The 22,168-nt window shown below is 28.7% G+C and carries 26 protein-coding genes and 1 pseudogene; 7 read left to right on the forward strand and 20 right to left on the reverse strand.

Annotation, left to right across the window (positions count from 1 at the left end; all coding sequences use genetic code 11):
- Window positions 1-12: 12 nt before the first annotated feature.
- From L8U37_RS03440 to L8U37_RS03465, 6 genes are read right to left on the reverse strand one after another with little or no spacing between them, the layout of a single operon-like run.
- On the reverse strand, window positions 13-378 hold the full coding sequence (locus L8U37_RS03440) for a rod-binding protein (protein ID WP_207921002.1): 366 nt from the start codon (window positions 376-378) through the stop codon (window positions 13-15).
- Complete coding sequence (locus L8U37_RS03445; RefSeq protein WP_220566452.1) at window positions 378-1,424, reverse strand: flagellar basal body P-ring protein FlgI; 1,047 nt, start codon at window positions 1,422-1,424, stop codon at window positions 378-380. Before L8U37_RS03445 ends, L8U37_RS03440 begins: the two co-directional genes overlap by 1 nt.
- Before the next feature lie 58 nt (window positions 1,425-1,482).
- Window positions 1,483-2,139, reverse strand: coding sequence for an RsmD family RNA methyltransferase (locus tag L8U37_RS03450; protein ID WP_263728600.1), 657 nt, complete (start codon window positions 2,137-2,139; stop codon window positions 1,483-1,485).
- Window positions 2,132-2,527, reverse strand: coding sequence for an ornithine carbamoyltransferase (locus L8U37_RS03455; protein ID WP_133319371.1), 396 nt, complete (start codon window positions 2,525-2,527; stop codon window positions 2,132-2,134). Before L8U37_RS03455 ends, L8U37_RS03450 begins: the two co-directional genes overlap by 8 nt.
- A complete protein-coding gene (locus L8U37_RS03460; protein WP_220566453.1) occupies window positions 2,511-3,215 on the reverse strand; it encodes a hypothetical protein in 705 nt (234 codons plus the stop codon). Before L8U37_RS03460 ends, L8U37_RS03455 begins: the two co-directional genes overlap by 17 nt.
- A 9-nt stretch (window positions 3,216-3,224) precedes the next feature.
- Window positions 3,225-3,863 (reverse strand): DUF5644 domain-containing protein, encoded by a 639-nt coding sequence (locus L8U37_RS03465; protein ID WP_133319369.1) that lies wholly within the window; start codon window positions 3,861-3,863, stop codon window positions 3,225-3,227.
- Between the two features lie 97 nt (window positions 3,864-3,960).
- On the opposite strand from L8U37_RS03465, the gene L8U37_RS03470 reads away from it, so the two are divergent.
- From L8U37_RS03470 to fldA, 5 genes are all read left to right on the forward strand, one after another.
- Window positions 3,961-4,782 (forward strand): thiamine-phosphate kinase, encoded by an 822-nt coding sequence (locus L8U37_RS03470; protein WP_263660509.1) that lies wholly within the window; start codon window positions 3,961-3,963, stop codon window positions 4,780-4,782.
- Window positions 4,751-5,884, forward strand: coding sequence for a tRNA pseudouridine(13) synthase TruD (truD, locus tag L8U37_RS03475; RefSeq protein ID WP_263662845.1), 1,134 nt, complete (start codon window positions 4,751-4,753; stop codon window positions 5,882-5,884). The genes L8U37_RS03470 and truD overlap by 32 nt, the downstream gene beginning before the upstream one ends.
- Window positions 5,885-5,970: 86 nt before the next feature.
- Window positions 5,971-6,288 carry a DUF2325 domain-containing protein gene (locus L8U37_RS03480; protein ID WP_133319367.1) on the forward strand — a complete coding sequence of 106 codons (318 nt, stop codon included), beginning with the start codon at window positions 5,971-5,973 and terminating at the stop codon, window positions 6,286-6,288.
- A gap of 1 nt (window position 6,289) precedes the next feature.
- On the forward strand, window positions 6,290-6,982 hold the full coding sequence (locus tag L8U37_RS03485; RefSeq protein WP_133319366.1) for a hypothetical protein: 693 nt from the start codon (window positions 6,290-6,292) through the stop codon (window positions 6,980-6,982).
- The gene (gene fldA / locus L8U37_RS03490) at window positions 6,983-7,474 is read left to right on the forward strand and encodes a flavodoxin FldA (RefSeq protein ID WP_133319365.1); all 492 of its coding nucleotides are present in this window, start codon (window positions 6,983-6,985) and stop codon (window positions 7,472-7,474) included.
- A 24-nt stretch (window positions 7,475-7,498) separates the two neighbouring features.
- On the opposite strand, the gene L8U37_RS08195 is transcribed toward fldA, so the two are convergent.
- The 10 genes and pseudogenes from L8U37_RS08195 to gap form a co-directional block, all read right to left on the reverse strand.
- Window positions 7,499-8,614 (reverse strand): methyl-accepting chemotaxis protein, encoded by a 1,116-nt coding sequence (locus L8U37_RS08195; RefSeq protein ID WP_404842194.1) that lies wholly within the window; start codon window positions 8,612-8,614, stop codon window positions 7,499-7,501.
- 213 nt (window positions 8,615-8,827) lie between these two features.
- Window positions 8,828-9,496 (reverse strand): annotated as a pseudogene (locus tag L8U37_RS08200) (cache domain-containing protein); the annotation flags it as partial.
- Window positions 9,497-9,626: 130 nt separating this feature from the next.
- Complete coding sequence (locus L8U37_RS03500; protein WP_263672839.1) at window positions 9,627-10,031, reverse strand: hypothetical protein; 405 nt, start codon at window positions 10,029-10,031, stop codon at window positions 9,627-9,629.
- On the reverse strand, window positions 10,024-10,734 hold the full coding sequence (locus tag L8U37_RS03505) for an EI24 domain-containing protein (RefSeq protein ID WP_220566306.1): 711 nt from the start codon (window positions 10,732-10,734) through the stop codon (window positions 10,024-10,026). Before L8U37_RS03505 ends, L8U37_RS03500 begins: the two co-directional genes overlap by 8 nt.
- Window positions 10,731-11,423, reverse strand: a complete 693-nt coding sequence (locus tag L8U37_RS03510; protein ID WP_263728602.1) for a dUTP diphosphatase — start codon at window positions 11,421-11,423, stop codon at window positions 10,731-10,733. The genes L8U37_RS03505 and L8U37_RS03510 overlap by 4 nt, the downstream gene beginning before the upstream one ends.
- A 12-nt stretch (window positions 11,424-11,435) precedes the next feature.
- A complete protein-coding gene (locus L8U37_RS03515; RefSeq protein WP_220566304.1) occupies window positions 11,436-11,984 on the reverse strand; it encodes an ATP-binding protein in 549 nt (182 codons plus the stop codon).
- A 125-nt stretch (window positions 11,985-12,109) separates the two neighbouring features.
- Complete coding sequence (locus L8U37_RS03520; RefSeq protein ID WP_263728603.1) at window positions 12,110-13,744, reverse strand: hydrogenase small subunit; 1,635 nt, start codon at window positions 13,742-13,744, stop codon at window positions 12,110-12,112.
- A gap of 3 nt (window positions 13,745-13,747) precedes the next feature.
- Window positions 13,748-14,428, reverse strand: a complete 681-nt coding sequence (locus L8U37_RS03525) for a triose-phosphate isomerase (RefSeq protein WP_220566302.1) — start codon at window positions 14,426-14,428, stop codon at window positions 13,748-13,750.
- Entirely contained in the window at window positions 14,425-15,627 is a 1,203-nt protein-coding gene (locus tag L8U37_RS03530; protein ID WP_263659824.1) for a phosphoglycerate kinase, read from the reverse strand. Before L8U37_RS03530 ends, L8U37_RS03525 begins: the two co-directional genes overlap by 4 nt.
- Before the next feature lies 1 nt (window position 15,628).
- On the reverse strand, window positions 15,629-16,624 hold the full coding sequence (gene gap, locus L8U37_RS03535) for a type I glyceraldehyde-3-phosphate dehydrogenase (protein ID WP_263728604.1): 996 nt from the start codon (window positions 16,622-16,624) through the stop codon (window positions 15,629-15,631).
- Between the two features lie 59 nt (window positions 16,625-16,683).
- Here gap and nadD point away from each other — a divergent pair, with 59 nt between their 5' ends.
- Window positions 16,684-17,229 carry a nicotinate (nicotinamide) nucleotide adenylyltransferase gene (gene nadD, locus L8U37_RS03540; RefSeq protein WP_220566299.1) on the forward strand — a complete coding sequence of 182 codons (546 nt, stop codon included), beginning with the start codon at window positions 16,684-16,686 and terminating at the stop codon, window positions 17,227-17,229.
- 13 nt (window positions 17,230-17,242) lie between these two features.
- Complete coding sequence (rsfS, locus tag L8U37_RS03545; protein ID WP_263728605.1) at window positions 17,243-17,572, forward strand: ribosome silencing factor; 330 nt, start codon at window positions 17,243-17,245, stop codon at window positions 17,570-17,572.
- Window positions 17,573-17,825: 253 nt separating this feature from the next.
- Here the strand turns inward: rsfS and L8U37_RS03550 are convergent, their stop codons facing one another.
- The 4 genes from L8U37_RS03550 to glmS form a co-directional block, all read right to left on the reverse strand.
- Entirely contained in the window at window positions 17,826-18,194 is a 369-nt protein-coding gene (locus L8U37_RS03550) for a DUF1090 domain-containing protein (RefSeq protein ID WP_263728606.1), read from the reverse strand.
- A gap of 237 nt (window positions 18,195-18,431) precedes the next feature.
- On the reverse strand, window positions 18,432-18,806 hold the full coding sequence (locus tag L8U37_RS03555) for an HIT family protein (protein ID WP_263728607.1): 375 nt from the start codon (window positions 18,804-18,806) through the stop codon (window positions 18,432-18,434).
- A 41-nt stretch (window positions 18,807-18,847) separates the two neighbouring features.
- The gene (fumC, locus tag L8U37_RS03560; RefSeq protein WP_263676382.1) at window positions 18,848-20,239 is read right to left on the reverse strand and encodes a class II fumarate hydratase; all 1,392 of its coding nucleotides are present in this window, start codon (window positions 20,237-20,239) and stop codon (window positions 18,848-18,850) included.
- A 127-nt stretch (window positions 20,240-20,366) separates the two neighbouring features.
- Window positions 20,367-22,166, reverse strand: a complete 1,800-nt coding sequence (glmS, locus tag L8U37_RS03565) for a glutamine--fructose-6-phosphate transaminase (isomerizing) (protein ID WP_263662841.1) — start codon at window positions 22,164-22,166, stop codon at window positions 20,367-20,369.
- Window positions 22,167-22,168: the final 2 nt, after the last annotated feature.

The following is a 22,168-nucleotide window of genomic DNA, read 5'->3' on the forward strand; positions in this document are numbered from 1 at the left end:
TAAAAAAATAACTTAACGCCTTTCTTTTAAATAATCAAATAATAATTTTGAAAAACCTAAACCACCACTTAATGCTTTACTCATAGTATCATTATACATAGATGAATAAATTTCATCACTTGCATCTTTTCCAAATAAAGAATTTTCTTGTTTTAAAGAAATATCCAAAACACTTTTGATTAAGAAAGCTTCAAAAGCATCGGTTTGTTCTTTTAAAGCTTTATCTTCATCATTTAATGCTTGTATATGAGTTAAATCATTTTTAAAAGCACTATCTGCATAGTTTTTAGCAGCCTTATAGCTATTATTATGCTTGGTAATGTTTTCATAAAGCTCACTGCTGTAATTTTTGCTCGCTAAATAATTATCAACTCTCATCATATCACCTCTAATTCAGCACTGATTGCACCAGCTCTTTTTAGATTTTGCATAATAGCTATGATATCATTTGGTGCTGCTCCAAGTTTATTTAACATTCTAGCTATGTTTGCTACTGTTGTTTTATTGTTTGTGATTTTTAAAGTATTAGATACAGGGTCTAAAATACCACCATCTTTCATATCAATTTCATTTTGTCCTAAAGCTACGGTATTGTTTGGATCAATTTTTATAGTAATATCTTTATGAGTAATTAATATAGGTTCAACTTCTATATTTACTCCCGCTACGATAGTTCCTGTTCTTTCATCAATGATTACTTTGCTTTCTGGGGTATAAGCTATATCTTGTTCTAATACTCTTGCCATAAATTCAACATGAGAAAATTCTTCAGGTTTTGTTAATTTTATAGTTCTAGAATCTAAAGCTTTTGCTATATCTGTGTCAAAAATAGTATTTAAAACTCTTTCTATATTATTAGCTGTTTTAAAATCTGCTTCTTTTAAGCTTAAAATCAAATCTTCACTTTGGTTAAAGTTTTGTGGAATTTCTCTTTCTACTACAGCGCCATTAATAACATTTGCTGAGGTTGAGTGTGTTCCTGCTGCACCCGGTCTTGGGCTAAGTCCACCTATAGCTAATGAACCTTGAGCTACTGCATAAATCTCTCCATCAACTCCTTTTAGAGCTGTCATAAGTAAGGTTCCACCTTGTAAAGATTTTGCATCACCTAAAGAAGCCACACTTACATCAAGCTTATCCCCACTTCTTGCAAAAGCAGGAAGTTTTGCTGTTACCATTACTGCTGCTGTATTTTTTGATTTTATATCACCTGGGCTAACTTTTACATTCATACCTTGAAGCATATTTGAAATAGATTGTAGAGTAAATTCACTACTTGTACCATCTCCACTTCCGTTTAAGCCAACAACCAAACCATATCCTATAAGTTGGTTATCTCTAACACCCACTACATTGGTAAGTTCTTTAATAGTAGCTGCAAAAACGCTTAGATTTAATACCAAGCAAAATAATAATATTCTCATCGATTCTTCCTTTAATCTATGCTATTTTCATAAAATTAAAGCAAAAAAAGTTCCAAATTTATATAAAGGAGTAAAAACTTAGAGTGGTTGAGCCAAATTTTTTTTCTTTAGTTTTCTCATAATCTTGTATTTTAGTTGGAGTTTTAAAAGTGCTGTGGTGTTCAATGATAATGATTTTTACATTTGAATTTTGTATATTTTCTATCAATTTTAAAGTTTTTTCATAAATATCAAAAAAACCTTCTCTAATATCAAATGGAGGATCAAGATATAAAATAATATCTTCTTTGGAATTTTGAATAATTTGAGGAGTTTTTTTAAAAGTATCATCATTAAAACAAAGAGTATTTTGATCAACACCAGAAGCGTTTTTTAAAGCTATTTCATAAGCCTTTTTATCTTTTTCTATGGCATAACTTTTTAAACAACCATTGCTTCTTGCTTCTAATGCCATTAAAGCACTTCCTCCAAAGGCCTCTATAAAAACCTTATCTTGCAAAGAAAAACGCAAAACATTAAAAACACATGATTTTACTATGCTTTTAGTGCTTCTTGTGGTATCTAGGCTAGGAAGTAAAATTTTTTTACCCTTATAAATTCCACTTTCTATGGCGGTGTAAATTTTTTGAGCTTGTTTTTTTGAGCTTGTTTTTTTATCCTCTTTGTAATTTTTTAAAAAATCTCTTACGCTTTGATATTCTTGTGTTTTATGCATTATTACTTTCTTCTTTGATAAGATTTTTTAACTCTGTTTTATAAAGATCAAATATTGCATCGATTTTTTCATGACTTTCTTGGCGTAGTTGTTCTAAAATGGCTTCACATTTTTGATTCATAATTTTTTTCTCACGCATTGCTATTTTATAGGCAATATTTTGCAAGCTTGCATTGAAATCATTTAAAGCACATAGCAACTCTTCTATGTTAAAAGGGTGAGTTAAGAAATTTGATTTTTTGTTGATGATAAATTGTGGCTTTTGTGTGTTGATTTTTTCATCACAGACTAAAAAATCACAATCTTTTTTTAAAACTAAAAAATCTTTTAAAGCAATTTCTAAAGTTTTTTCTAAAATTAAATCCTTGCATTCAAGAGCGATTTTCATTGACTAAACTCACTTTTAATTTGTGTTTTTTTAAAGTGTATGGTACTATACCTAGAGCTAAATTTGCAAGCTCTGCGAAACTTAAAATATAAAAATCTTCAAAATTTCTATTTGAAATTGCTTGTAATTCTTTAGAACACTTATCAAACATATAAAAAGAATAAAAATCTTCTACAACTAAAAAATCACAACCACTATCATAAGCATCTAAAATGATTGCTGCTGCACTTTTATAAGCTAATTGCGCATTTAAACTTAAGAATCCATAGCCACAACTCTTATATTTTCTTTCAAAATCAATTATATTTGCTTTAAGAATCTTAGCAAGTTCTAAAGAGCAATTAGCATGGGAAAATCCTTGATATACACCTATGTTAAATTTATCAAAAAAATATTTAATGTGTTCTGTTTTTAAGTATTTTAAAAAAAACTCTGGAGCGTATTTAATCTTATCGATTTTACTCATAATTTCATAAGAGCTATATTCGCAAGCTAAGATATTATTCTCATCCATCATTCTAGAATATTCATCTAAAATATCTTTAGGATCATAGTCAATAATAAAATAATTTTTACCCAAAGGTTTTTCACATAATGTGCTTTCAACACCGACTGTATCTAAGACATTTTTGATAATATCAAAATAACAAAATAAATCATTATTGCTATTGGTGTAAATTTTATACATTTTAATTCCTTAAAAAATACTTCTTGCAAGACCTGATTTTACAAGCATAACTTTTAATTCTTTGATGTAAGATTCATAGTCAAGCTCATTAGATGAAATAAAATTTTTGAATTTAGTATGATAATAAATTCCTTTTTCTTCATCTGCTATCAATTTTAAAAATTGTGGAGTTTTTTCTGGATATTTAAGTAGCATTTTATAGGCAAATATAAAGAAACTATCTCCTAAATATTCAGGTAGAAATTCTCTTACTTCGCTTGTATAATATAAAAAGTCATATTGCTTGTAAAGCTCTATATCATGTATGTCAATAAGTCCTTTAAAAAGTTCAAGTTTTTCTAAAAAATCACTCTTATCCATGATCAAGTCTTTAATAGCTCTTTTAGTATCGAGTGGTTCTATGATGAGTTCTTTTCCAAATCTTTCAATAATATTACTTAAATCTCTTCTTTGTCTAATGGTAACTTGATTAACTTTAATACAACTTTCTGGGTTTTCTTCAAAATCAAAATATATATCATCTTTTTTAATCTGACTTAAAATATCATAAACACTTTTAAAATTTTTACTATCATAAACATATGGTTTATAATAAGCTAAATAATCACTATCTTTATCAAAACGAAAAATTCTTAAAGTTATTTGCATTTTTTATCCTTGGTATTATTTTTGATTATATACATTTTAAACTTATAAAAATTTGATTATTATATAAAATTAAAAGCTTTTTGTATAAAATATTCACATGGATAAAGAAAAATTTATTATAAATGCTTTTGCAAATTCTATCAACGGAGATGATGGAGCAATCATCGATGGATATTGTTATTCTAAAGATTTATTTTGTGAGGATGTGCATTTTAAACGCTCTTGGATGAGTTTAGAGCAAATTGGTGCAAAAGCTATGCTCGTTAATATTTCTGATGCAATTGCTATGAATGCTACACCAAAATACGCTCTTTTAGGGCTTTCTTTACCAAAATGTTTAGAAATGAAACAAGTTAAAGCTTTGCAAAAAGGCTTGCTAGATAGCGCAAAAGAATTTGGGGTGCAAATTATAGGCGGAGATACTATAGCAGATAGGAAAATTAATATTAGTATAACTATTATTTCTAAAGTGAATAAAAGGGCTATTTTTAGAAAAGGTTTAAAAAAGGGAGATTTGCTTGCTTTTAGTGGGAAATTAGGTGAGAGTTTAAAAGGTTTAAATATACTATTTCGCGGTGGAAAATTACATTCTAAACATCGTTTTATAAAACCAAATTTAAGGCAGAAATTTTTTTATGATATAGCAAAAAAAGTCAGAGTAAGTATGGATATTTCAGATGGTTTAAATAAGGATCTATCGAGAATGCTCTTTATAAATCAACTTGGTATAAAATTTCTTAAAAAATTAGATAAATTTAGCTTAAATAGTGCAGAAGAGTATGAAATTTTATTTGCTTTTGATAAAAAACATAAAGTATTTATACAAAATATGGCTAAAAAACATAGAATTAAACTAAATATTTTTGCAAAAACAACAACAGGAAGGTATAAATTTTATGGAAGAGAACATCATTTTTAAGCCCTTATATACTTTAAAACACAGCCCGATAAATGTGTATTTTTCAAAAAATAGTAATGATTTTGTAGTAAGAGAAAAGCCTTTGTATGAATTTAGTGGTAAAGGTGAACATCTTATTTTACATATACAAAAAAAAGATCTAAGCACCAGTGAAGCTTTGAGAATTTTAAGTGAGCAAAGCGGTGTTAAAATGAGAGATTTTGGTTATAGTGGTTTAAAAGATAAACAAGGCTTAACTTTTCAATATATTTCTATGCCTAAAAAATTTGAAGAGGGCTTAAAAAATTTTAAACATGATAAGATGAAAATTTTAGAAAGTTTTTATCATGATAATAAACTTAGAATAGGGCATTTAAAAGGAAATTCATTTTTTATAAGATTAAAAAAAGTTTCAAAAGTAGATGCTTTAAAAATAGAACAAGCTTTCAAAAATATCCAAGAACAAGGTTTTGCTAATTATTTTGGATATCAGCGTTTTGGTAAATTTCAAGATAATTTTTTACAAGGACTAGAAATTTTAAAAGGTAAAAAAATCAAAAATAAAAAAATACAAGAATTTTTAATTTCTGCCTTTCAAAGCGAACTTTTTAACAGATATTTGAGTAAAAGGGTGGAATTATCACATTTTATCAATGATTTTAGTGAAAAAGAAATAAAACAAATTTATGATTTAGATAAAGATGAAATTAAAAGTTTAAAAAATCAAAAGCAGTTTTTTAAGATTTTAAAAGGTGAAGTTTTAGGGCATTATCCTTTTGGTAAATGCTTTGTATGTGAAGATTTGCCAAGTGAAGTAGAAAGATTTAATCAAAAAGATATTAGTTCTATGGGGCTTTTAATAGGCTCTAAAGCTTATGAAACAAATGAAGGTCTAGCTAAAAAATTAGAAGATGAGATTTTTTCTTTTGCATATGAGTTTAAAGATAAAATGCAAGGTTCAAGACGCTTTATGTGGTCTTATTTGCAAGATTGTAAAAGTTATTATGATGAAGAAAAAGCTCATTTTACTTTAGAATTTTTCTTGCAAAAAGGTTCATATGCTACAGTGGTTTTAGAAGAGATTTTACACGCAGATATTTTTGATCAAACCTATAATACATAATTTTAAAAATTGATATTGAGTATCAGTTAAAATTTATCTTTTATAAATTATAATAACAATTATCATTTTTATAAAAGGAAAGCTCAATGTCAGTTTTGGTTATAGGTGCAGATGAAATTACTCCAATTAAGGCAGTTTTGACAAATTTAGGCGCAAAAAGTATAGAGCATTGGGATGCTAGAAATGAAAATAGGGTAAATAGAAAACCCATTCCACAAAATACTGAATGCATAGTCATGCTTACTAGTTTTTTAAATCACAACACCATGAAAAAAATTAAAACAGAGGCAAAAAAACGCAATATACCTTTGGTTTGTGCTAAACGCAGTGTGAGTTGTGTATATTGCGAATATTGCAAGGTTTTTGGTCTTGAACAAACTTATGAATGTACAAAAAAGGCATAATATGTTTGGTTTTAATAACAAAGAGGATTTGGTACCTAAAATATTTAGAGATTTAGAACAAGAAAATATTAATTTTATTTTTTTAAATTTGTATAATTCTTTGGTGGAAAATGATCTAAAAATACCTTATATTTATGCAAAAAAAGCTACTAGTTTAAGAAATATTTTTGAGTTAAAAATCCAAAATATGATCACAGAAAGGGTTTTGAAATTTAGTAAAATAAAACAATTTTGTCCATATTCTCATAAAATCATCAAAGCATATAAAGAAGGAAATTTAAATAAATTACAGCTTGAAGCAAAGATGCCAAAATATGCTTTAGCTAGATTAATACAAAATGTTTTTATGTCATCAAATTTTATCTTAGATCCACAGGTGGCTTTTGAGTCTTTTGTATATGATAAAATTTGTAAAAGCAATGTAAAGGCTAGGGTAGATATTCAAGAAAATATCATTATTATCAATGATAAAATGGCTATTATGCCTTCTTTTTTTGAAGATAATAAAAAGGATATAAATTTAGCTTTGCAAATTATCAAAAAAAATGTTTTTGAAATATTTTATATTGTGTATCCAAGAAATAAAAATTTTACTCAACATAAAGAAATAAGACATAATTTATGTGAAAATAACAAAACTTTGCTAAAATTAGTTCCCTATACTATTAATAATCAAATTTTAAGGAGATGTTAAATGTCAGTAGCAGTAATTTATGGTAGCTCTATGGGAAATACCGAAGGTGCGGCAAATATGATCGCTCAAAAATTAGGAATTTCAGATGTGTTAAATATTGCAGATATTAATGCAGAAAAAATCAATTCTTATGATAAATTAATCTGCGGAACTTCTACTTGGGGAAGTGGAGATTTTCAAGATGATTGGGATAGTTTTGATTTTTCAGCTTTAAATCTTAGTGGAAAAACCGTTGCAGTTTTTGGTATGGGAGATAGTGAAAGCTACTCAGATACATATTGTAGTGCTATGGGAAAACTTGCTCAGGCTTTAAAAGCAGCAGGTGCAAATTTAGTAGGTTCAGTTTCTACAGGTGGTTATACTTTTGAATCAAGTGATGCGGTAGAAGGAGATAAATTTGTAGGGCTTGCATTGGATAATGATAACCATGAGGATTTAACCGAAAGTAGAATTGATGCTTGGTTAGAACAAATTAAACCTTCTTTTTCTTAAATCTAGATGCCAAAAAGGCATCTTTTAAAATTTCCTTTTTTTTGTTTCACTTAATATATCTTGTGCTAAAGAATCTACTTCATTTGCAATAGCATTTGTATGTATTGCTGTTTGAGAATTTTGTTGTGTAAGTTTTTCTATAGTAGCCACTGACTCATTAATTTGGCTAATATCATTAGCTTCTTCCTTTATAGCTTCACCCATATCATTTATAGACTGGGCTAAGATATTAGTATTAGCTTCAATCTCACCTAAAGACTTTTGAGTTCTTTCTGCTAAGTTTCTAACTTCATCAGCAACAACAGCAAAGCCTCTACCATGTTCTCCTGCACGAGCTGCTTCAATAGCTGCATTTAATGCAAGTAGATTAATTTGATCAGCAATATCTGAAATCATAGTGGTAACACTTTTAATATCATTACTTTGTTTAACTACATCTTGTGCTTTGATAGAAATTTCACTCATAGTTGAATTCATTTGCTCTAAAGCTCTTGCACTTTCTTGTAATGATGAGGTTTGATGTGTGGCATCATTTGTAAGTTCATGCATACTTTGTTTGAGTGCTTCGGCTTTTTGATTTAATAACTCACCTTGGTTTAGTGATTTTGAAAGCATGTTTTTGATTTCATTCCCAAGGGCATTGATTGCTTTTTCAACATCGCCTTTTGGGGTATTAATAGCTGCAGTAAAATCTAATTGTTTATAACTATCAAATACCGCTTGAATTTCGTTTAAATTATTACCAATTTTTTGTTGTAAAGTATCAAGCATTTTATTTAAAACATCTATGAGTTCTTGAATTTGTGGATTGTTAGCATGAGAGCTAATGTGTAAATTAAGCTCACCTGTTTCTATTTTTCTAGCAACATTTACAGATTCTTCAATAGCTTTTGCATCTTTACTTAAAGCCTCTTTGATAATATTAATATTTTCATTAATCTCATCAGCCATTTTCCCAAATTCATCTTGAGTTTTTAGTTTAATAGGGTGTGAATGAATGTCTTTATGATTTAAATAGTTAAAGAAATTATGCAAGCCTGAAGATATAATAGCAATTGGCTTAAGATTATAAGAAATGATTATTCTAATAAAAATCAAAGTAATAAAAATAGCAATTAAGGAAATAATAATTTGTTCCATCAATGTTTGTTTAGCTGTATCGCTGTAAAAATCATAATCAGCTATAGAGCAAATAGTATATTTTGGATTGATACTACCATTACAAATTAAAGCTTTGATCCCTTCTTCTTTAGTTTGAATTTTGAAAATATCCCTAGAAAGACCTTTATTTGCACCTTCAGTTGTTTTAAAATAATTTGAAATAATATCTTTACTAATATTAGTTGAGGTTAAGATTTTGGAAGAATCGGTATGAAAAAGATAAGTTCCATCATCAGCTAAAACAGCAGCATGTGAATAAGGTGTTTTACCTATAGCCAAAACTTCTTCTGAGAATTTTTTCAAATCATAATCAGCAGCAACTACACCTATAACTTCTCCATTGTCTATAATAGGACTAGCATAAGAAATGGTTGGTTTTTGCATACTAGATGATATGTAAGGATCTGTGACAATTAACTCTCTTTTTTCCTTGGCTTCTTTATACCATCCTCTAGATCTAGGATCATAACCACTTTCTGGAGTTTGATTATTGCCATTTGATCTAAATATAGTTCCATCTTCAAAACCCACATAGGTTAAATCAAAACCCAAAGAATTTCCTATAGAATTTAATAAACTAGTATATTGTGTTGAATTTAGATTATTTTTATTTTCTTTGATGTATTTTGTTAAAGAATTGATCACATTGCGTCTATCGCTTGCGTATAAATCAAATCTTTTACTCACATCAAAAGCAACCTTTTGTTGAAACTGAACTAACAGTGTATGGCTATTGGATTTAGATTTAACATAATTAAAAAAACCTAAAACACATAGCAAAACTACAACAAAAATACAAACTAAGAAAGCTATTTTGTTGGAAAAATTACCTAGTAGGTATTTCTTAATAGAAGAGAGCATTTTTTCTCCTTGACAAAGTCAATATTTGACTTTATGATTATGATAGTTTGTATGATTTTATTAAAAAAATATTTAAAAAATTATAAAAAAATTAATTTTTATTAAAAAATATTATATTTTTAGGATATTTTTAAATAAAAAATTCTAATTTTTTAGAAAGTAGAATTTTATTATCGGTATATTTTGCCCATTGTATATTTAGAGCAAAAATACAAGCTTTTGCAAGTTTTGCAAAGGGAAATTTTTCATAATATATTTTTTCTTGTTCTGCGGTAGCTTTTCTAAAAATAGCTTTAATTTGTACTCCTTTAATAAGATTGATAATATTTGTATCTAGTGCTATATTAACTCCTACTTTTGGATTTTTATAAGAAAGCTGAATGTGTCTAGTATGTTCTTCGCTAGCAAAAATCAATGCAAGATTTTTATCATCAAAAGTATAATAGCAACTTGCGCAATATATTTCATCATTATCTTGCACGCTCAAGGTTAAGAGTTTTTGAGAATAAATGAATTTTTTAATTCTCTCATCCATTATTTTTAGCTTCTAAATTTAAGATCTTTTGGTAACTTAAATGAGTTAAAAAAATTACATAAAATACTTGTAAAAATAGTCCAAGTAAAGGAATGCTTGATAAAATAAAAAATATTAAAGTACTTATTTTAAAGTTCAAAGGTGAAGAGTTCTTATAAAAATTATCAAAAGAATTTTTATCCAAGACATTGCTTAATACATCTAAGAGTAAAAGTTTATGAAATAAATAATAAAAAACTCCATAATAAATCACAATACTTATAAAAGGTATGATTAGTAAAAAAGTAGCGATTATAAATAATACGCAAAAAGTCAATATAAATTTAAATGTTTTGAGTAAAACTTCTAAAGAATTTACTTCTTTTTGTATGAAATAGTTGTAGTATTTTTGATTTATTTTTTTTACTATATAAGGCGTTAAAAAAGAAATAATTAGCATGGATAAAAATACTGAGGCAAAAACTACTATGAAAAATCCACCTATGGCACTCAAAAATGTAAGTGAAAATTGTACTATGGAAAAGCTAAAAAACCAAGCCATGAAAGTTCCGCTAATGACATCTTCAATATAAGAAAAAAAGATATCATAGGTGTAGAATACAAGCAAGGCTAAAATAATTAAACTAACAAAAAAAGGCAAAAAAGAAAATTTTAAAAAAGGTTTACTAAAAAAATTTTGCAAGCTTAGATATAAAATATTCATTTTAATTCATCGTAATAATTTTGAAGTTTTTTGTAAATTTCTTTATAATCTAAGGTTTCTTTTAAAATTTGATTTAAAACTTCATTATCTTCTACACCATTCCATGTTTTTTTATATGTGCCTTCTTTATAGCCATTTTCTTGTCTGAATTGATTTAAAATATTTTTTCCAATATATGTTTTGTAAAGTTTAAAGAAATTTAAGCCACATTTGCTAGCTAGAATAAAATAGACACTTAAAAGCTCACCTAAATCATAATCAAATCCACTGCATTTATGGATAATAAGCTCAATATCATTTAAAATTCCATAAATATCTGCTTCGTTTGGATTAGAAGTTTCTTTGCAAAAATCATCAAAAAAACTTACAGAAGAAACTTCTTCTGCTATGAAATTTTTATCATTAATTTGTTTTTCTTTGTATTCTTCTAAAATTAAACTCAAGATAAAATGCCATATATCTACTATTTCAATACATACATTATCCCAGTTTGCAGGAGTGTGTATACTTTTCCAATGCTTCCAAGCAAAAGAATCAATAAGTTCAGCACACTCCATATAAATGCATCTTCTAAAGCTAATTAATTTACCTTCTTTGGTATAGCCATTTTCCCATCCTATACCATTAGTATCATCATTTAATTTTTGCTGGAGTTCTAGCATGCTTTTTAAAATATCTTTTACTTGCATTTATTTTCCTTCTTAAGCGTAAAATCCAAATTCTTTATTATTTTCTTCTTCTTTTTTCTTTTCTTGATTATTATATTGCTTCCAAATTTCTTCTAATAATTTAGCACTATCTTGGAAAATCTGTTTTTTAATATCTTCAAGATCAGTTTTTGTCATTTCTTTATTTAAACTTTTATCCATAATATTAAATAACTCATGCAAGGTTGCTTTTTTATGCTCTTCATTTTTTGGTATAGGCAGAGCATCGCCAATTTTCATCGCAGTGGTGATAAGCTCTTTTGGCTTTAAGGTTCCTACTCTTGAGTTTTTCATAAATTCATCAATTTGAGGCTGTATTTTGGCTACTGCTTCTTTAATTTCTTCAATTTCTTCTTGTGAAAGTTTTGTGCCACTATATGAAAACGAAAAACCAAATTGATTTCTTAAACTCAAAGATGCTGAATTTCCATCTTTATCTAATTTTGCTTCTTTTTTATCGTACATAGAAAAAGAAAGATGATTGCCGTTTTTTGTTTTTATATCCATAGAAAAATTTTGAGAGTTGTAGCTAGAAATTTGCATAATGTTCCTTTCAAATCAAGATAAAGTTATATCGTCAAAATAACTAAATCTTAAATAAATTTGCAAAGTTTTTAAGCTTTGCAAATTTCAAATACTAGGGAGATAAATATTTTATCATTAAGTCTTTAAACACTCGTTAAATCCCAAAATAATTTTAGTATTTTTTCATTATTTGAGTGTATTAAAATTTGTTTTTTGTTATGTATATTTTTACATGCTTTTAAAGCCTGTTTTAAATTTTCTTTTAAAGAAAAAATCAATCCAAAAGCAATAGCTTCTTTATCTAAACCACCTAAAATATAAATCAAAGGCATACGCATTGACTTAGAAATATCAAGCTTTGCTTGTTCATTAATGGTAGTTTTAAAATCAAATTTGCTAGGATGTTTGAACTTATAAGCTAAAGCAAGATCTAAAAACTCATCTAAATGGCTTAATTTTTTTCCGCTAATAAAAGGATATATAAAATAAAATAAATCTAAGATGTTATTGCTAATTTTGCCTTCATTATTATAATTTTCTTGTATAAAATTATAATATGTTTTAAATTGCTCTTGGTAATTTTGCACTAAAGTCATAGCCATTTTAGTTTTTGCAAAATTATTTAAAAAAACTTTAGGATTAGCTTCAAAACTAAAGTCTAAAAAATTAATCTTTGTGTCATTTTGATAAAAAATTCCACTAATATCGCTTTCTAAATCTAACAAAATATTATCTGAATTAAGCTCATTATTAGAGCTATTATGGACTATTTTATTATCCAATATAATAGAAAAATTATTATAAGCAAATTCATTGCTCATAGGTTTTTCATAAAAACCAAAATCATCCCAAAAATTCTCTTCACTACAGGCAATACAGCCATGTCCTGCAGCTACTGGCCAAGAGGTTTTGGAGTTAAATTTAACCTTAGGGCAATTATTATAAGCATAAGGTCCTTTACAACCTACTTTAAAAAGACAATAACCTTGTTTTATATTTTCATCGTTAAAACTTTGAGCAAAATTGCCTGCTTCAAATTTAGCTTTTCTTTCACATAAATCATGCAAACATTTACCATAAAAAGCCAAAGGTCTATTTTGTTCATCTAAAGCCATGTCTTGCTCAAATAATATATAAAAGCAAAGCGCTGCGATGATATTTACATCACTTGGAGGACAACCTGGTATATTGATTACTTTTTTTTCCAAGACTTTAGAAATTCCTATGCTTTTGGTAGGGTTTGGATGTGCAGCTTGAATTCCTCCATAGCTTGAGCAAGTTCCCATAGCAAAGATTGTTTTAGCATTTTTGGCACATTTTTGTAAAATTTCATATCCATTTTCACCATGTGCTCCTATAGTTAGATAAAAAGGATCTATAGCACAAACCCCGCCTTCAACGGCCAAAAGAAAATCTTTTTTTTCTAAAACTTCTTCTAAATGCGATTCTGCCTGGTGTCCGCTTGCACTCATAAAGGTTTCATGATATTCTAAAGAAATGAAATCAAAAATCAGATCTAAAAAGTCAGGCAATGAAGTTCTAAGCAAACTCTCACTACATCCTGTGCATTCACTTAAATGAAGCCATATGAGACTAGGTGGGGTGTGAAGTTGAAAATATCTATGTGCTAAAGGGCTAAAATCATTTGGCAAACCTAAAGTTTTAATGACAGAATTTACGGCTTCTAATGAGATATTTTTCTCTTCTTTATGCGAGTTTTCTAATAGAGCAATTTTATGCTCTAATATGCTTTTTAATTCTTCATTGCTTAAAGACATTTTTTAACCTTTGGCTATTTGTATCATATTTAAAAAATCATTTGCAATTAATGCGGCTGAACCTATTAATACTCCATCACAATTTTTTAAAGCACAAATTTCTTTAATATTGTTTTGATTGACACTTCCACCATATAAAAGCTTAGCGTTAGTAAATTCTCTTAAAAAATTAAGTATGGTATTAATATCATCAAGATTAGCACTAACTCCTGTGCCTATAGAATAAATAGGCTCATATGCTATGATAAGTTTTTTATAAGATAAATCAATATTTTCAATTTGTTTTTTTAAAAAATCTAAGCTTTTATTAGTATTTTTGGTTTCTAAACTTTCGCCTATACAATAAATGATATTAAAATCAAGATTTTTTGCAAAATCAAATTTAGCTTTTAAAAAGCTTTCATTTTCATTTAAAGCTCTTCTTTCAGAATGACCTATTAAAACACTTTTGATATTAAATTCTTCTAAGTGAATTTTACCAATTTCTCCGGTATAGGCTCCATTTTCGCAAGGGTAGAAATTCTGCGCGCCTTGCTGAAATGAAAAATTGTCTTTTAAAAAAGCTATGCTAGGTGGGAAGATGAAAATTTCATCTTCTTTGTTTAAATTTTGATTTAATTCTTGAGCATAAAGTTCAAAGCTTGATCTTGTATGATTGCACTTTAAATTTGCTGCAAAAATCATTCATTATCCTTTATAGTCAAAGGTTTTACACCAGGAAGTTCTTTTCCTTCTATAAGTTCTAATGATGCTCCACCGCCAGTTGAAATGAAAGTCATCTCATCAGCATCACCAGCTCTTGCTACAACATCAGCAGTATCGCCACCACCTATTACAGTTGTTGCGTGAGATTCACTAATATAATGGCTCATTTTAATGCTACCTTTTGAGAATTTATCGATTTCAAAAACCCCCATAGGCCCATTCCACCATATAGTTTGAGCATCAGAAAGTGCCTCTTTGAATAATCTTACACTAGCAGGACCTATATCAAGCCCCATCCAACCTGCAGGAATTTCTTGCACAGGAGTGTATTTCATCACTGCTTCTTGAGAGCAAGTTTGCGCTGCTGTAACATCCACAGGAAGGTAAATTTTTACACCTAGATTTTTACCTTTGAGTAAGATTTTATTTGCTTCTTCAATTAAATCTTCTTCTAAGAGAGAATTTCCTATATCATAACCTTGAGCTTTTAAGAAAGTAAAGGCCATACCTCCGCCTATGATTAATTTATCTACTTTTGGAAGCAAGTTAGTCAAAGCTTGTAATTTCCCACTTACTTTAGAGCCACCTACTACGGCCACAAAAGGACGCGCAGGGTGTTTGATAAGATTGCTTGCAAACTCAATTTCTTTTTGGAGTAAAAATCCCGCACCCTTGTTTGTATTATCAAAGTATTTTGTAATAGCTTCAACGCTAGCATGGGCTCTATGACAAACCCCAAAAGCATCATTAATATAAACATCAGCCATAGAAGCAAGTTCTTTGGCTAAATTTTCATCATTCTTAGTTTCACCCTTTTCAAAGCGTAAATTTTCTAAAAGCAAAATTTCACTTGATTTTAATTCGCTAGCTTTTTTCTTTGCATCTTCACCTATAACATCTTTAGCCATGATGACTTCTTTAGCCATTAAGCGTGCAAGTCTTTTTGCAACTGGTTCTAAAGAGTATTTTGAAGCTATTTCTTTTGGACGCCCTAAATGTGAAGCTAAAATAACCGCACAGCCATTATCTAAACAATACCTTATAGTAGGGATGGCCGAGCGAATACGACGATCGTCGGTGATATTTAAAAACTCATCTTGAGGAACATTAAAATCACATCTTATAAATACTTTTTTCTTTGCAAGATCAATATCTTTAATCGATAAAATACTACTCATCTTAAGCCTTTGCTATAAATACTGCCATATCTACTAAACGAGAAGAATAACCCCATTCGTTATCATACCAAGCAACCACTTTAACAAAATCATCACAAATAACTTGAGTTAAATCACTTGCTACAATTGCACCATAAGAGCAAGTTATAAAATCACTAGAAACTCTTTCTTCATCATCTACCAATAATATGTCTTTTAAATTACTAGCAGCTGCTTTTCTAAAGGCTTCATTGATTTCTTCTTTACTTACTTTTTTCTTTAAAGTTGCAGTTAAATCTACAGTTGATACATCAGCTACAGGCACACGCATGCTTTGACCATGTAATTTTCCATCAAGTTCAGGCATAACAAGCTTCATAGCTTTTGCTGCACCGGTAGAAGTAGGGATGATATTTTGTGCAGCAGCGCGTGATCTTCTTTTATCTCTTGCTTTTGCATCAATAATACTTTGACCATTGGTGTAAGCATGTATAGTAGTCATTAAACCTTTTTCTATGCCAAAATTATCTTGCAAAACTCTACAAATTGGTCCTAGGCAGTTGGTGGTACAACTTGCATTTGAGATGATATTTTCGCCTTTGTATTCATGTGCATTTACTCCTAAAACATAGGTTGGAGTTTTATCTTTTGCAGGTGCACTCATGATGACTTTTTGCACCCCATGATCTAAAAATCCTTGACATTTTTCCATGGTTAAGTGTGCACCGGTACACTCTAAAACAATTTGTGCGCCATATTTTGCAAAGTCTAAATCTGCTACATTTCTACTTTTTAAAACTTTTATTTTTTTATTATCAATTATTAAATCATCATTTTCATTTTCAACACTACCATCATATACCCCATGAACGGTGTCGTATTTAAAAAGATATTTTGTGAGTTCAATATCAGTAGTATCATTAATCGCTACAAGTTCTATATCATCGCGTTTCATGATAATTCTTGCAACACATCTTCCAATGCGTCCAAAGCCATTTATTGCAACTTTTACAGTCATTTTCATTTCCTTTTTATGATTAAGTAGATAAAATTCTACTAAAAAAAGGTTAAATTTTAATGAAAATTGCACTTTTTGGTGGTAGTTTTGATCCGCCTCATTTAGGTCATAATGCTATAGTCTTAAATGCATTAGAAAATTTAGAGCTTGATAAGCTCATTATTATGCCTACTTTTATTAGTCTTTTTAAACAAGAATTTACTGCAGATGAACAAAGACGCTTAAAATGGTGCAAGGAAATTTGGGGAAGCTTAATAAAAGTTGAAATTTGTGATTTTGAAATAAAAAAGCAAAGACCTGTGCCTAGTATAGAAAGTGTTGAATTTTTATATAAGCAATATGAAATTTCAAAATTTTATCTTATTTTAGGAGCTGATCATTTGCAAAGTCTTGAAAAATGGCATGAATTTGAAAGATTGCAAAATTTGGTAGAATTTGTTATAGCTAAAAGAGATGATATTTTTATACCAAAACATTTTAAAACTTTAGATACTAAAGTAAATATCTCTTCATCTTTTATAAGACAAACTTTACAAACAACGCAAGTTTGTGAGCAAATCAAAGAAGAAGTTAAGCTTTATTATTCTAAATTTAAAAATATTTAACAAAAGGAAAACAATGCAAGAAAGAATTAACAATATAGTGCAAATTTTAGATGATAAAAAGGCAGACTTAATAGAAACTTTTGATATGCAAGATAAGGATTATTTTGTCAAATTTGTAGTGATTGCTACCACTATGGGAGAAAGACATGCACTTTCTTTGATTGATGATTTAAAAACTAATCTTAAAAGTAAAGGTGAAGAGTTTTTAAATATAGAAAGTAGTGAAGAATGGACTGTACTTGATTTGGGAGATATTTTGATTCACTTAATGAGTGAAACTTATAGAACAAAATATAATATAGAAGAATTTTTGAAAAGTTTAAATAAAGAAAATCAAAACTAGGGTTAAGATTTGGATAATTTAATTACTGAGTTATCAGATTTAGCTAAAGAATGTTTTGAAAATTCAGATTTTGGAAGATTATCAAAAGGCTATAGAGCTTTTTAATAAAATGATTGAGTAAACAAGTTTTAGAATATACCAAAGAATTACTAAAAGCTTGATGGAGAAAATGAATTTGCATTAAAAAATCAAAATATTTTAATGCAAAAATTAAAACAACAAAATAAAAAATGGTGGCAAATTTGGAATTAAATTAGAGTTTGTTGATATATTCTTCAATCTCTTTTTTGATTTTGTCTTTTTTGTCTTTTAAAGCTTGTTTTTTGTTTTTATACTCTGTTTTACTCATATAATCTTTTTTTAATTCTTTTAACTCTTGTTCGATTTTTTCTATCTCTTGCTCTTTAAGTTTTTTAGCCTCTAATTTTTTATCATAAAAAAGAGGATCTTTTGCACAATTTGCCTGAACTTCTTTTAAGGCTAATTCTAAACTTAAAGCTTTTTCTTGATGATTGTAATTTTTAGCATAAGCTATTTCTTTTTGAATTTGCTTTATTTTAACCTCACATTGCGTGGAAAATGCAAGTGAGCAAAGTGTAAGTAAAAATAACAATTGCTTCATAGTTTAAACCTTTCTTTTTTTGATATTTTAGTTTGTTATATTAAATAATTTATTTGCTGTTTTTAATAAAAACATGAGTTTTAAAAAAAGTTATTTGACCTTTTATAAAAACAAAGATGAATTATTATCAAGCTTATGGTTTGATTTTCTCATATTTTAAACTTATATGATTTTTGTACTAAAATAATCCTAAGTAGATGATGTGATAGGACTTGATAACTAGAATTAATAAATTTTTTAAACATAAATATTTTTTATTTTTTTAAGTAATATTGATGTAAATCCTTCAAAATCAGGTAAATTTAAATCCTTAATTTCTCTTTGCTGTTTTCCCCACATACTTTCAGGAAAAAACCCATCTTCTTTAAAACGTGCCATAACATGAAAATGCACTCTTGGTATATAGTTTGCAAAGGAAGCTATGTTGATTTTTTCTGGGTTGTAGTATTCTCTAAGGCTTAACTCACAAGCTAAAACATACTGAAAAAGCATATTTTGCAAAAAGGTTGGACAATCACTTAATTCTTTGTAGTTTTCTTTAGTAAAAATTTTCACCCAAGGAATTTGAGAATCTTCTTTTTCTATAAATAAAAAATCATTTTCATAAATCATTTAAATCCTTAAAAAGACTAGGGTTATTCCTAGTCTTTTGATTATTTTTTTACTCCTATCATTTTTGTAGGATCTACAAATTTAGCAAAGTCTTCTTCGCTTACTAAGCCAAGTTCCATAGCACTTTCTTTTAAAGAAATACCTTTTTTATGAGCATTTTTTGCTACTTTAGCTGCATTTTCATAGCCAATATGTGGATTTAGTGCAGTTACTAGCATTAAAGAATTATGTAAATTATGATCTATTTTTTCTTTATTTGGCTCTATACCAACAGCACAATGGATATTAAATGAATGCATAGCATCAGCTAATAAATCAAGGCTTTGCAAGAAGTTATAAATAATCACAGGTTTGAAAACATTAAGCTCGAAATTTCCTTGGCTTGCTGCAAAGCCAATAGCTGTATCATTTCCCATAACTTGCACTGCAACCATAGTTAAAGCTTCACATTGAGTAGGATTAACCTTGCCTGGCATGATAGAACTTCCTGGCTCATTTTCAGGTATGTTTAATTCCCCAAGACCACATCTAGGACCACTTGCTAGCCATCTAATATCATTTGCTATTTTCATTAAATTTGCAGCTAAGCCTTTCATGGCTCCATGAGTAAAATTAATTGCATCATGGCTTGTTAGGGCATGGAATTTATTTGGACTTGAAATAAATTTAGTGCCTATTAGCTTGCTTAATTCTTCGCTTACTTTTTCACTAAGTTCTGGATGTGCATTCAATCCTGTACCAACAGCTGTCCCACCTATTGCAAGTTCTCTTAATGTAGGTAAAGAAGCGATAATTTGCTCTTTTGAGTGAAGTAACATAGAAAGATATCCGCTAAATTCTTGAGCTAAGGTAAGTGGTGTAGCATCTTGAAGGTGAGTTCTTCCTATTTTAATAATTCCTTCAAATTCTTTTACTTTTTTTTCAAAAGTTGCAATAAGCTCATCTAAAGCAGGGATAAGTTTTTTCTCTACTTGCTCTACCGAAACTATACTCATAGCAGTTGGAAAAGTATCATTTGAACTTTGACTCATATTTACATGATCATTTGGATGAACAAGCTTTTCTTTTCTAAAATCTCCACCCATAATTTCAGTTGCACGGTTTGCTATAACTTCATTCATATTCATATTGCTTTGAGTGCCTGAACCTGTTTGCCATATTGCTAGTGGGAAATTATCGTCAAATTTTCCTGCTACAATCTCATCGCAAGCTTGCACGATAGCATTTTTTTTAGCATCATCTAATTTACCAAGTTTATTATTTACCAAAGCCAAAGATTTTTTAAGATTTGCAAAAGCATAAATTAAAACTTTTGGCATTTTTTCACAACCAATTTTAAAATTTTCAAAACTTCTTTCAGTTTGTGCTCCCCAATATTTATCATTAGGAACTTTAATCTCTCCCATAGTATCGTGTTCGATTCTGTATTCCATGGCCTTTCCTTGTAATAAAATAAGTTGTGATATTTAAACTAAATAAACCCTAAAGTTTGCTTATAATTTAAGAAGTATTTATAAAATTTTTTAAAAAAGTGTAGTTTTTTTCAAAACTACACAAATATTATTCTACTGTAACACTTTTTGCTAGATTTCTTGGCATATCCACATCATTGCCAAGTCTTATAGAAACTTCTAAAGCTAGAAGTTGTAAGATTACCATCATTTCGAAAAATTCGCACATATAGTGCTCTTGTTTTGAAGTTTTTATAAAATCATCACTTAAATCAAAATCAAGTGGAGAGATAGCAAGTAAAGTAGAATCCCTTGCAGCTAATTCTTCTACATTTGATTTTGTTTTTTCATAAAGACAATTTTGCGGCATTAATGCAACGGTAAAAAGCTCACTATCTGCTAGAGCAATAGGCCCATGTTTCATTTCACCTGCTGGATAGCCTTCTGCATGTAAGTATGAAATTTCTTTAAGTTTTAAAGCTCCTTCTAGTGCTAATGGATAAAACACATCTCTTCCTATAAAGAAAAAGCCATGGCCATGTAGGTATCTTTTTGAAATTCTATGTACTTTTTCATGCAAGTTTTGTTCAACTTTAACTATACTTGGTAAGCTTCTTAGGGCCTTGATTTCTTTACTCATATCTAAATTTGCTTTTTGTGCAAGATAGATTGCAAGCATCCATAAAGTTGCTACTTGAGTGGCAAATGCTTTAGTTGAAGCTACGCCTTTTTCAATACCCGCTCTAGTAAGTAAAGATATATCAGCCAAACGCACGATGTTAGAATTATCCACATTGCATATTGCTAAAGTTTTAACTCCTTGTGTTTTTGCTATTTTTAAAGCTTCTAGTGTATCAGCTGTTTCGCCGCTTTGAGAGATTACTATAAAAAGAGTATTTTTACCTATAATGGCTTCTCTGTATCTAAATTCACTTGCTACTTCAACTTTAGTTTTAATTTTTGCAAGTCTTTCAAGTAAATAAGCCCCACTTAATGCTGCATGATAGCTTGTACCACAAGCACAAAGTGTGATTTCATCTATGTTTTGTAAAAGAGTTTCATTTATATCTTCAAAAACAATCTGCTCACCTTGTAATCGTCCCATTAAAACTTCGCCTAAAACTCTACTTTGCTCATAAATTTCTTTTTCCATGAAAAACCTATAACCATCTTTTTGAGCATAACTTTTATCTTGACTTAAAGCCACAAAAGTAGGTTGTATACAAGCTTGATCATGACAAATTTTGCATTCATTTAAATTAACATATCCATAATCTCCATCTTCAAGATAAGCTACTTTATCCACTAAAGAAACTAAAGGTGCATCACTTGATGCAAAATAATATTCATTTTCATCGCCATTTTTTCCGATGATGAGTGGCACAGCATTTTTAGCAAAATAAATTGTATTAGGATCTTTTTTACTCACAAGCAAGATTGCAAAAGCACCTTTTAGTTCAGCTATGGTCTTTTTAAAAGCTTCAAATGGTTCTAAATTACTCGCATGATATTCAAATAAATGTACAATAACTTCAGTGTCAGTTTGACTTAGAAAATTAATACCTTCTTGTGTGAGTTTTGTTTTTAATTCTTGGTAATTTTCTATGATTCCATTATGTATTACACAAGAGTATTGTCCTAAATGTGGATGCGCATTTATTTCGGTTGGTTTTCCATGAGTTGCCCAACGCGTATGGCCTATAGCAAGCCCAAATCCATCACTATTAAAATTAGCAGTTTTGTTAGCTAAATTTTCTAATTTTCCAACTGCTTTAAAAAAGTCTAATTCTCCATCTTTCATTACTGCTATACCGGCGCTATCGTAGCCTCTGTATTCAAGCTCTTTTAAACCTTCTAATATGATTTTTTTCTTTTCTTTAGTTCCTATATAACCTACTATTCCACACATCT

Source organism: Campylobacter sp. RKI_CA19_01122, from assembly GCF_025771325.1.
In the GTDB taxonomy this organism is placed as follows: domain Bacteria; phylum Campylobacterota; class Campylobacteria; order Campylobacterales; family Campylobacteraceae; genus Campylobacter_D; species Campylobacter_D lari_D.

Bases quoted from the DNA above. Each gene is read 5' to 3' on its own strand.
- L8U37_RS03440 (WP_207921002.1), bottom strand. From the start codon at position 378: ATGAGAGTTGATAATTATTTAGCGAGCAAAAATTACAGCAGTGAGCTT.
- L8U37_RS03445 (WP_220566452.1), bottom strand. From the start codon at position 1,424: ATGAGAATATTATTATTTTGCTTGGTATTAAATCTAAGCGTTTTTGCA.
- L8U37_RS03450 (WP_263728600.1), bottom strand. From the start codon at position 2,139: ATGCATAAAACACAAGAATATCAAAGCGTAAGAGATTTTTTAAAAAAT.
- L8U37_RS03455 (WP_133319371.1), bottom strand. From the start codon at position 2,527: ATGAAAATCGCTCTTGAATGCAAGGATTTAATTTTAGAAAAAACTTTA.
- L8U37_RS03460 (WP_220566453.1), bottom strand. From the start codon at position 3,215: ATGTATAAAATTTACACCAATAGCAATAATGATTTATTTTGTTATTTT.
- L8U37_RS03465 (WP_133319369.1), bottom strand. From the start codon at position 3,863: ATGCAAATAACTTTAAGAATTTTTCGTTTTGATAAAGATAGTGATTAT.
- L8U37_RS03470 (WP_263660509.1), top strand. From the start codon at position 3,961: ATGGATAAAGAAAAATTTATTATAAATGCTTTTGCAAATTCTATCAAC.
- L8U37_RS03480 (WP_133319367.1), top strand. From the start codon at position 5,971: ATGTCAGTTTTGGTTATAGGTGCAGATGAAATTACTCCAATTAAGGCA.
- L8U37_RS03485 (WP_133319366.1), top strand. From the start codon at position 6,290: ATGTTTGGTTTTAATAACAAAGAGGATTTGGTACCTAAAATATTTAGA.
- fldA (WP_133319365.1), top strand. From the start codon at position 6,983: ATGTCAGTAGCAGTAATTTATGGTAGCTCTATGGGAAATACCGAAGGT.
- L8U37_RS08195 (WP_404842194.1), bottom strand. From the start codon at position 8,614: ATGGAACAAATTATTATTTCCTTAATTGCTATTTTTATTACTTTGATT.
- L8U37_RS03500 (WP_263672839.1), bottom strand. From the start codon at position 10,031: ATGGATGAGAGAATTAAAAAATTCATTTATTCTCAAAAACTCTTAACC.
- L8U37_RS03505 (WP_220566306.1), bottom strand. From the start codon at position 10,734: ATGAATATTTTATATCTAAGCTTGCAAAATTTTTTTAGTAAACCTTTT.
- L8U37_RS03510 (WP_263728602.1), bottom strand. From the start codon at position 11,423: ATGCAAGTAAAAGATATTTTAAAAAGCATGCTAGAACTCCAGCAAAAA.
- L8U37_RS03515 (WP_220566304.1), bottom strand. From the start codon at position 11,984: ATGCAAATTTCTAGCTACAACTCTCAAAATTTTTCTATGGATATAAAA.
- L8U37_RS03520 (WP_263728603.1), bottom strand. From the start codon at position 13,744: ATGTCTTTAAGCAATGAAGAATTAAAAAGCATATTAGAGCATAAAATT.
- L8U37_RS03525 (WP_220566302.1), bottom strand. From the start codon at position 14,428: ATGATTTTTGCAGCAAATTTAAAGTGCAATCATACAAGATCAAGCTTT.
- L8U37_RS03530 (WP_263659824.1), bottom strand. From the start codon at position 15,627: ATGAGTAGTATTTTATCGATTAAAGATATTGATCTTGCAAAGAAAAAA.
- gap (WP_263728604.1), bottom strand. From the start codon at position 16,624: ATGACTGTAAAAGTTGCAATAAATGGCTTTGGACGCATTGGAAGATGT.
- nadD (WP_220566299.1), top strand. From the start codon at position 16,684: ATGAAAATTGCACTTTTTGGTGGTAGTTTTGATCCGCCTCATTTAGGT.
- rsfS (WP_263728605.1), top strand. From the start codon at position 17,243: ATGCAAGAAAGAATTAACAATATAGTGCAAATTTTAGATGATAAAAAG.
- L8U37_RS03550 (WP_263728606.1), bottom strand. From the start codon at position 18,194: ATGAAGCAATTGTTATTTTTACTTACACTTTGCTCACTTGCATTTTCC.
- L8U37_RS03555 (WP_263728607.1), bottom strand. From the start codon at position 18,806: ATGATTTATGAAAATGATTTTTTATTTATAGAAAAAGAAGATTCTCAA.
- fumC (WP_263676382.1), bottom strand. From the start codon at position 20,239: ATGGAATACAGAATCGAACACGATACTATGGGAGAGATTAAAGTTCCT.
- glmS (WP_263662841.1), bottom strand. From the start codon at position 22,166: ATGTGTGGAATAGTAGGTTATATAGGAACTAAAGAAAAGAAAAAAATC.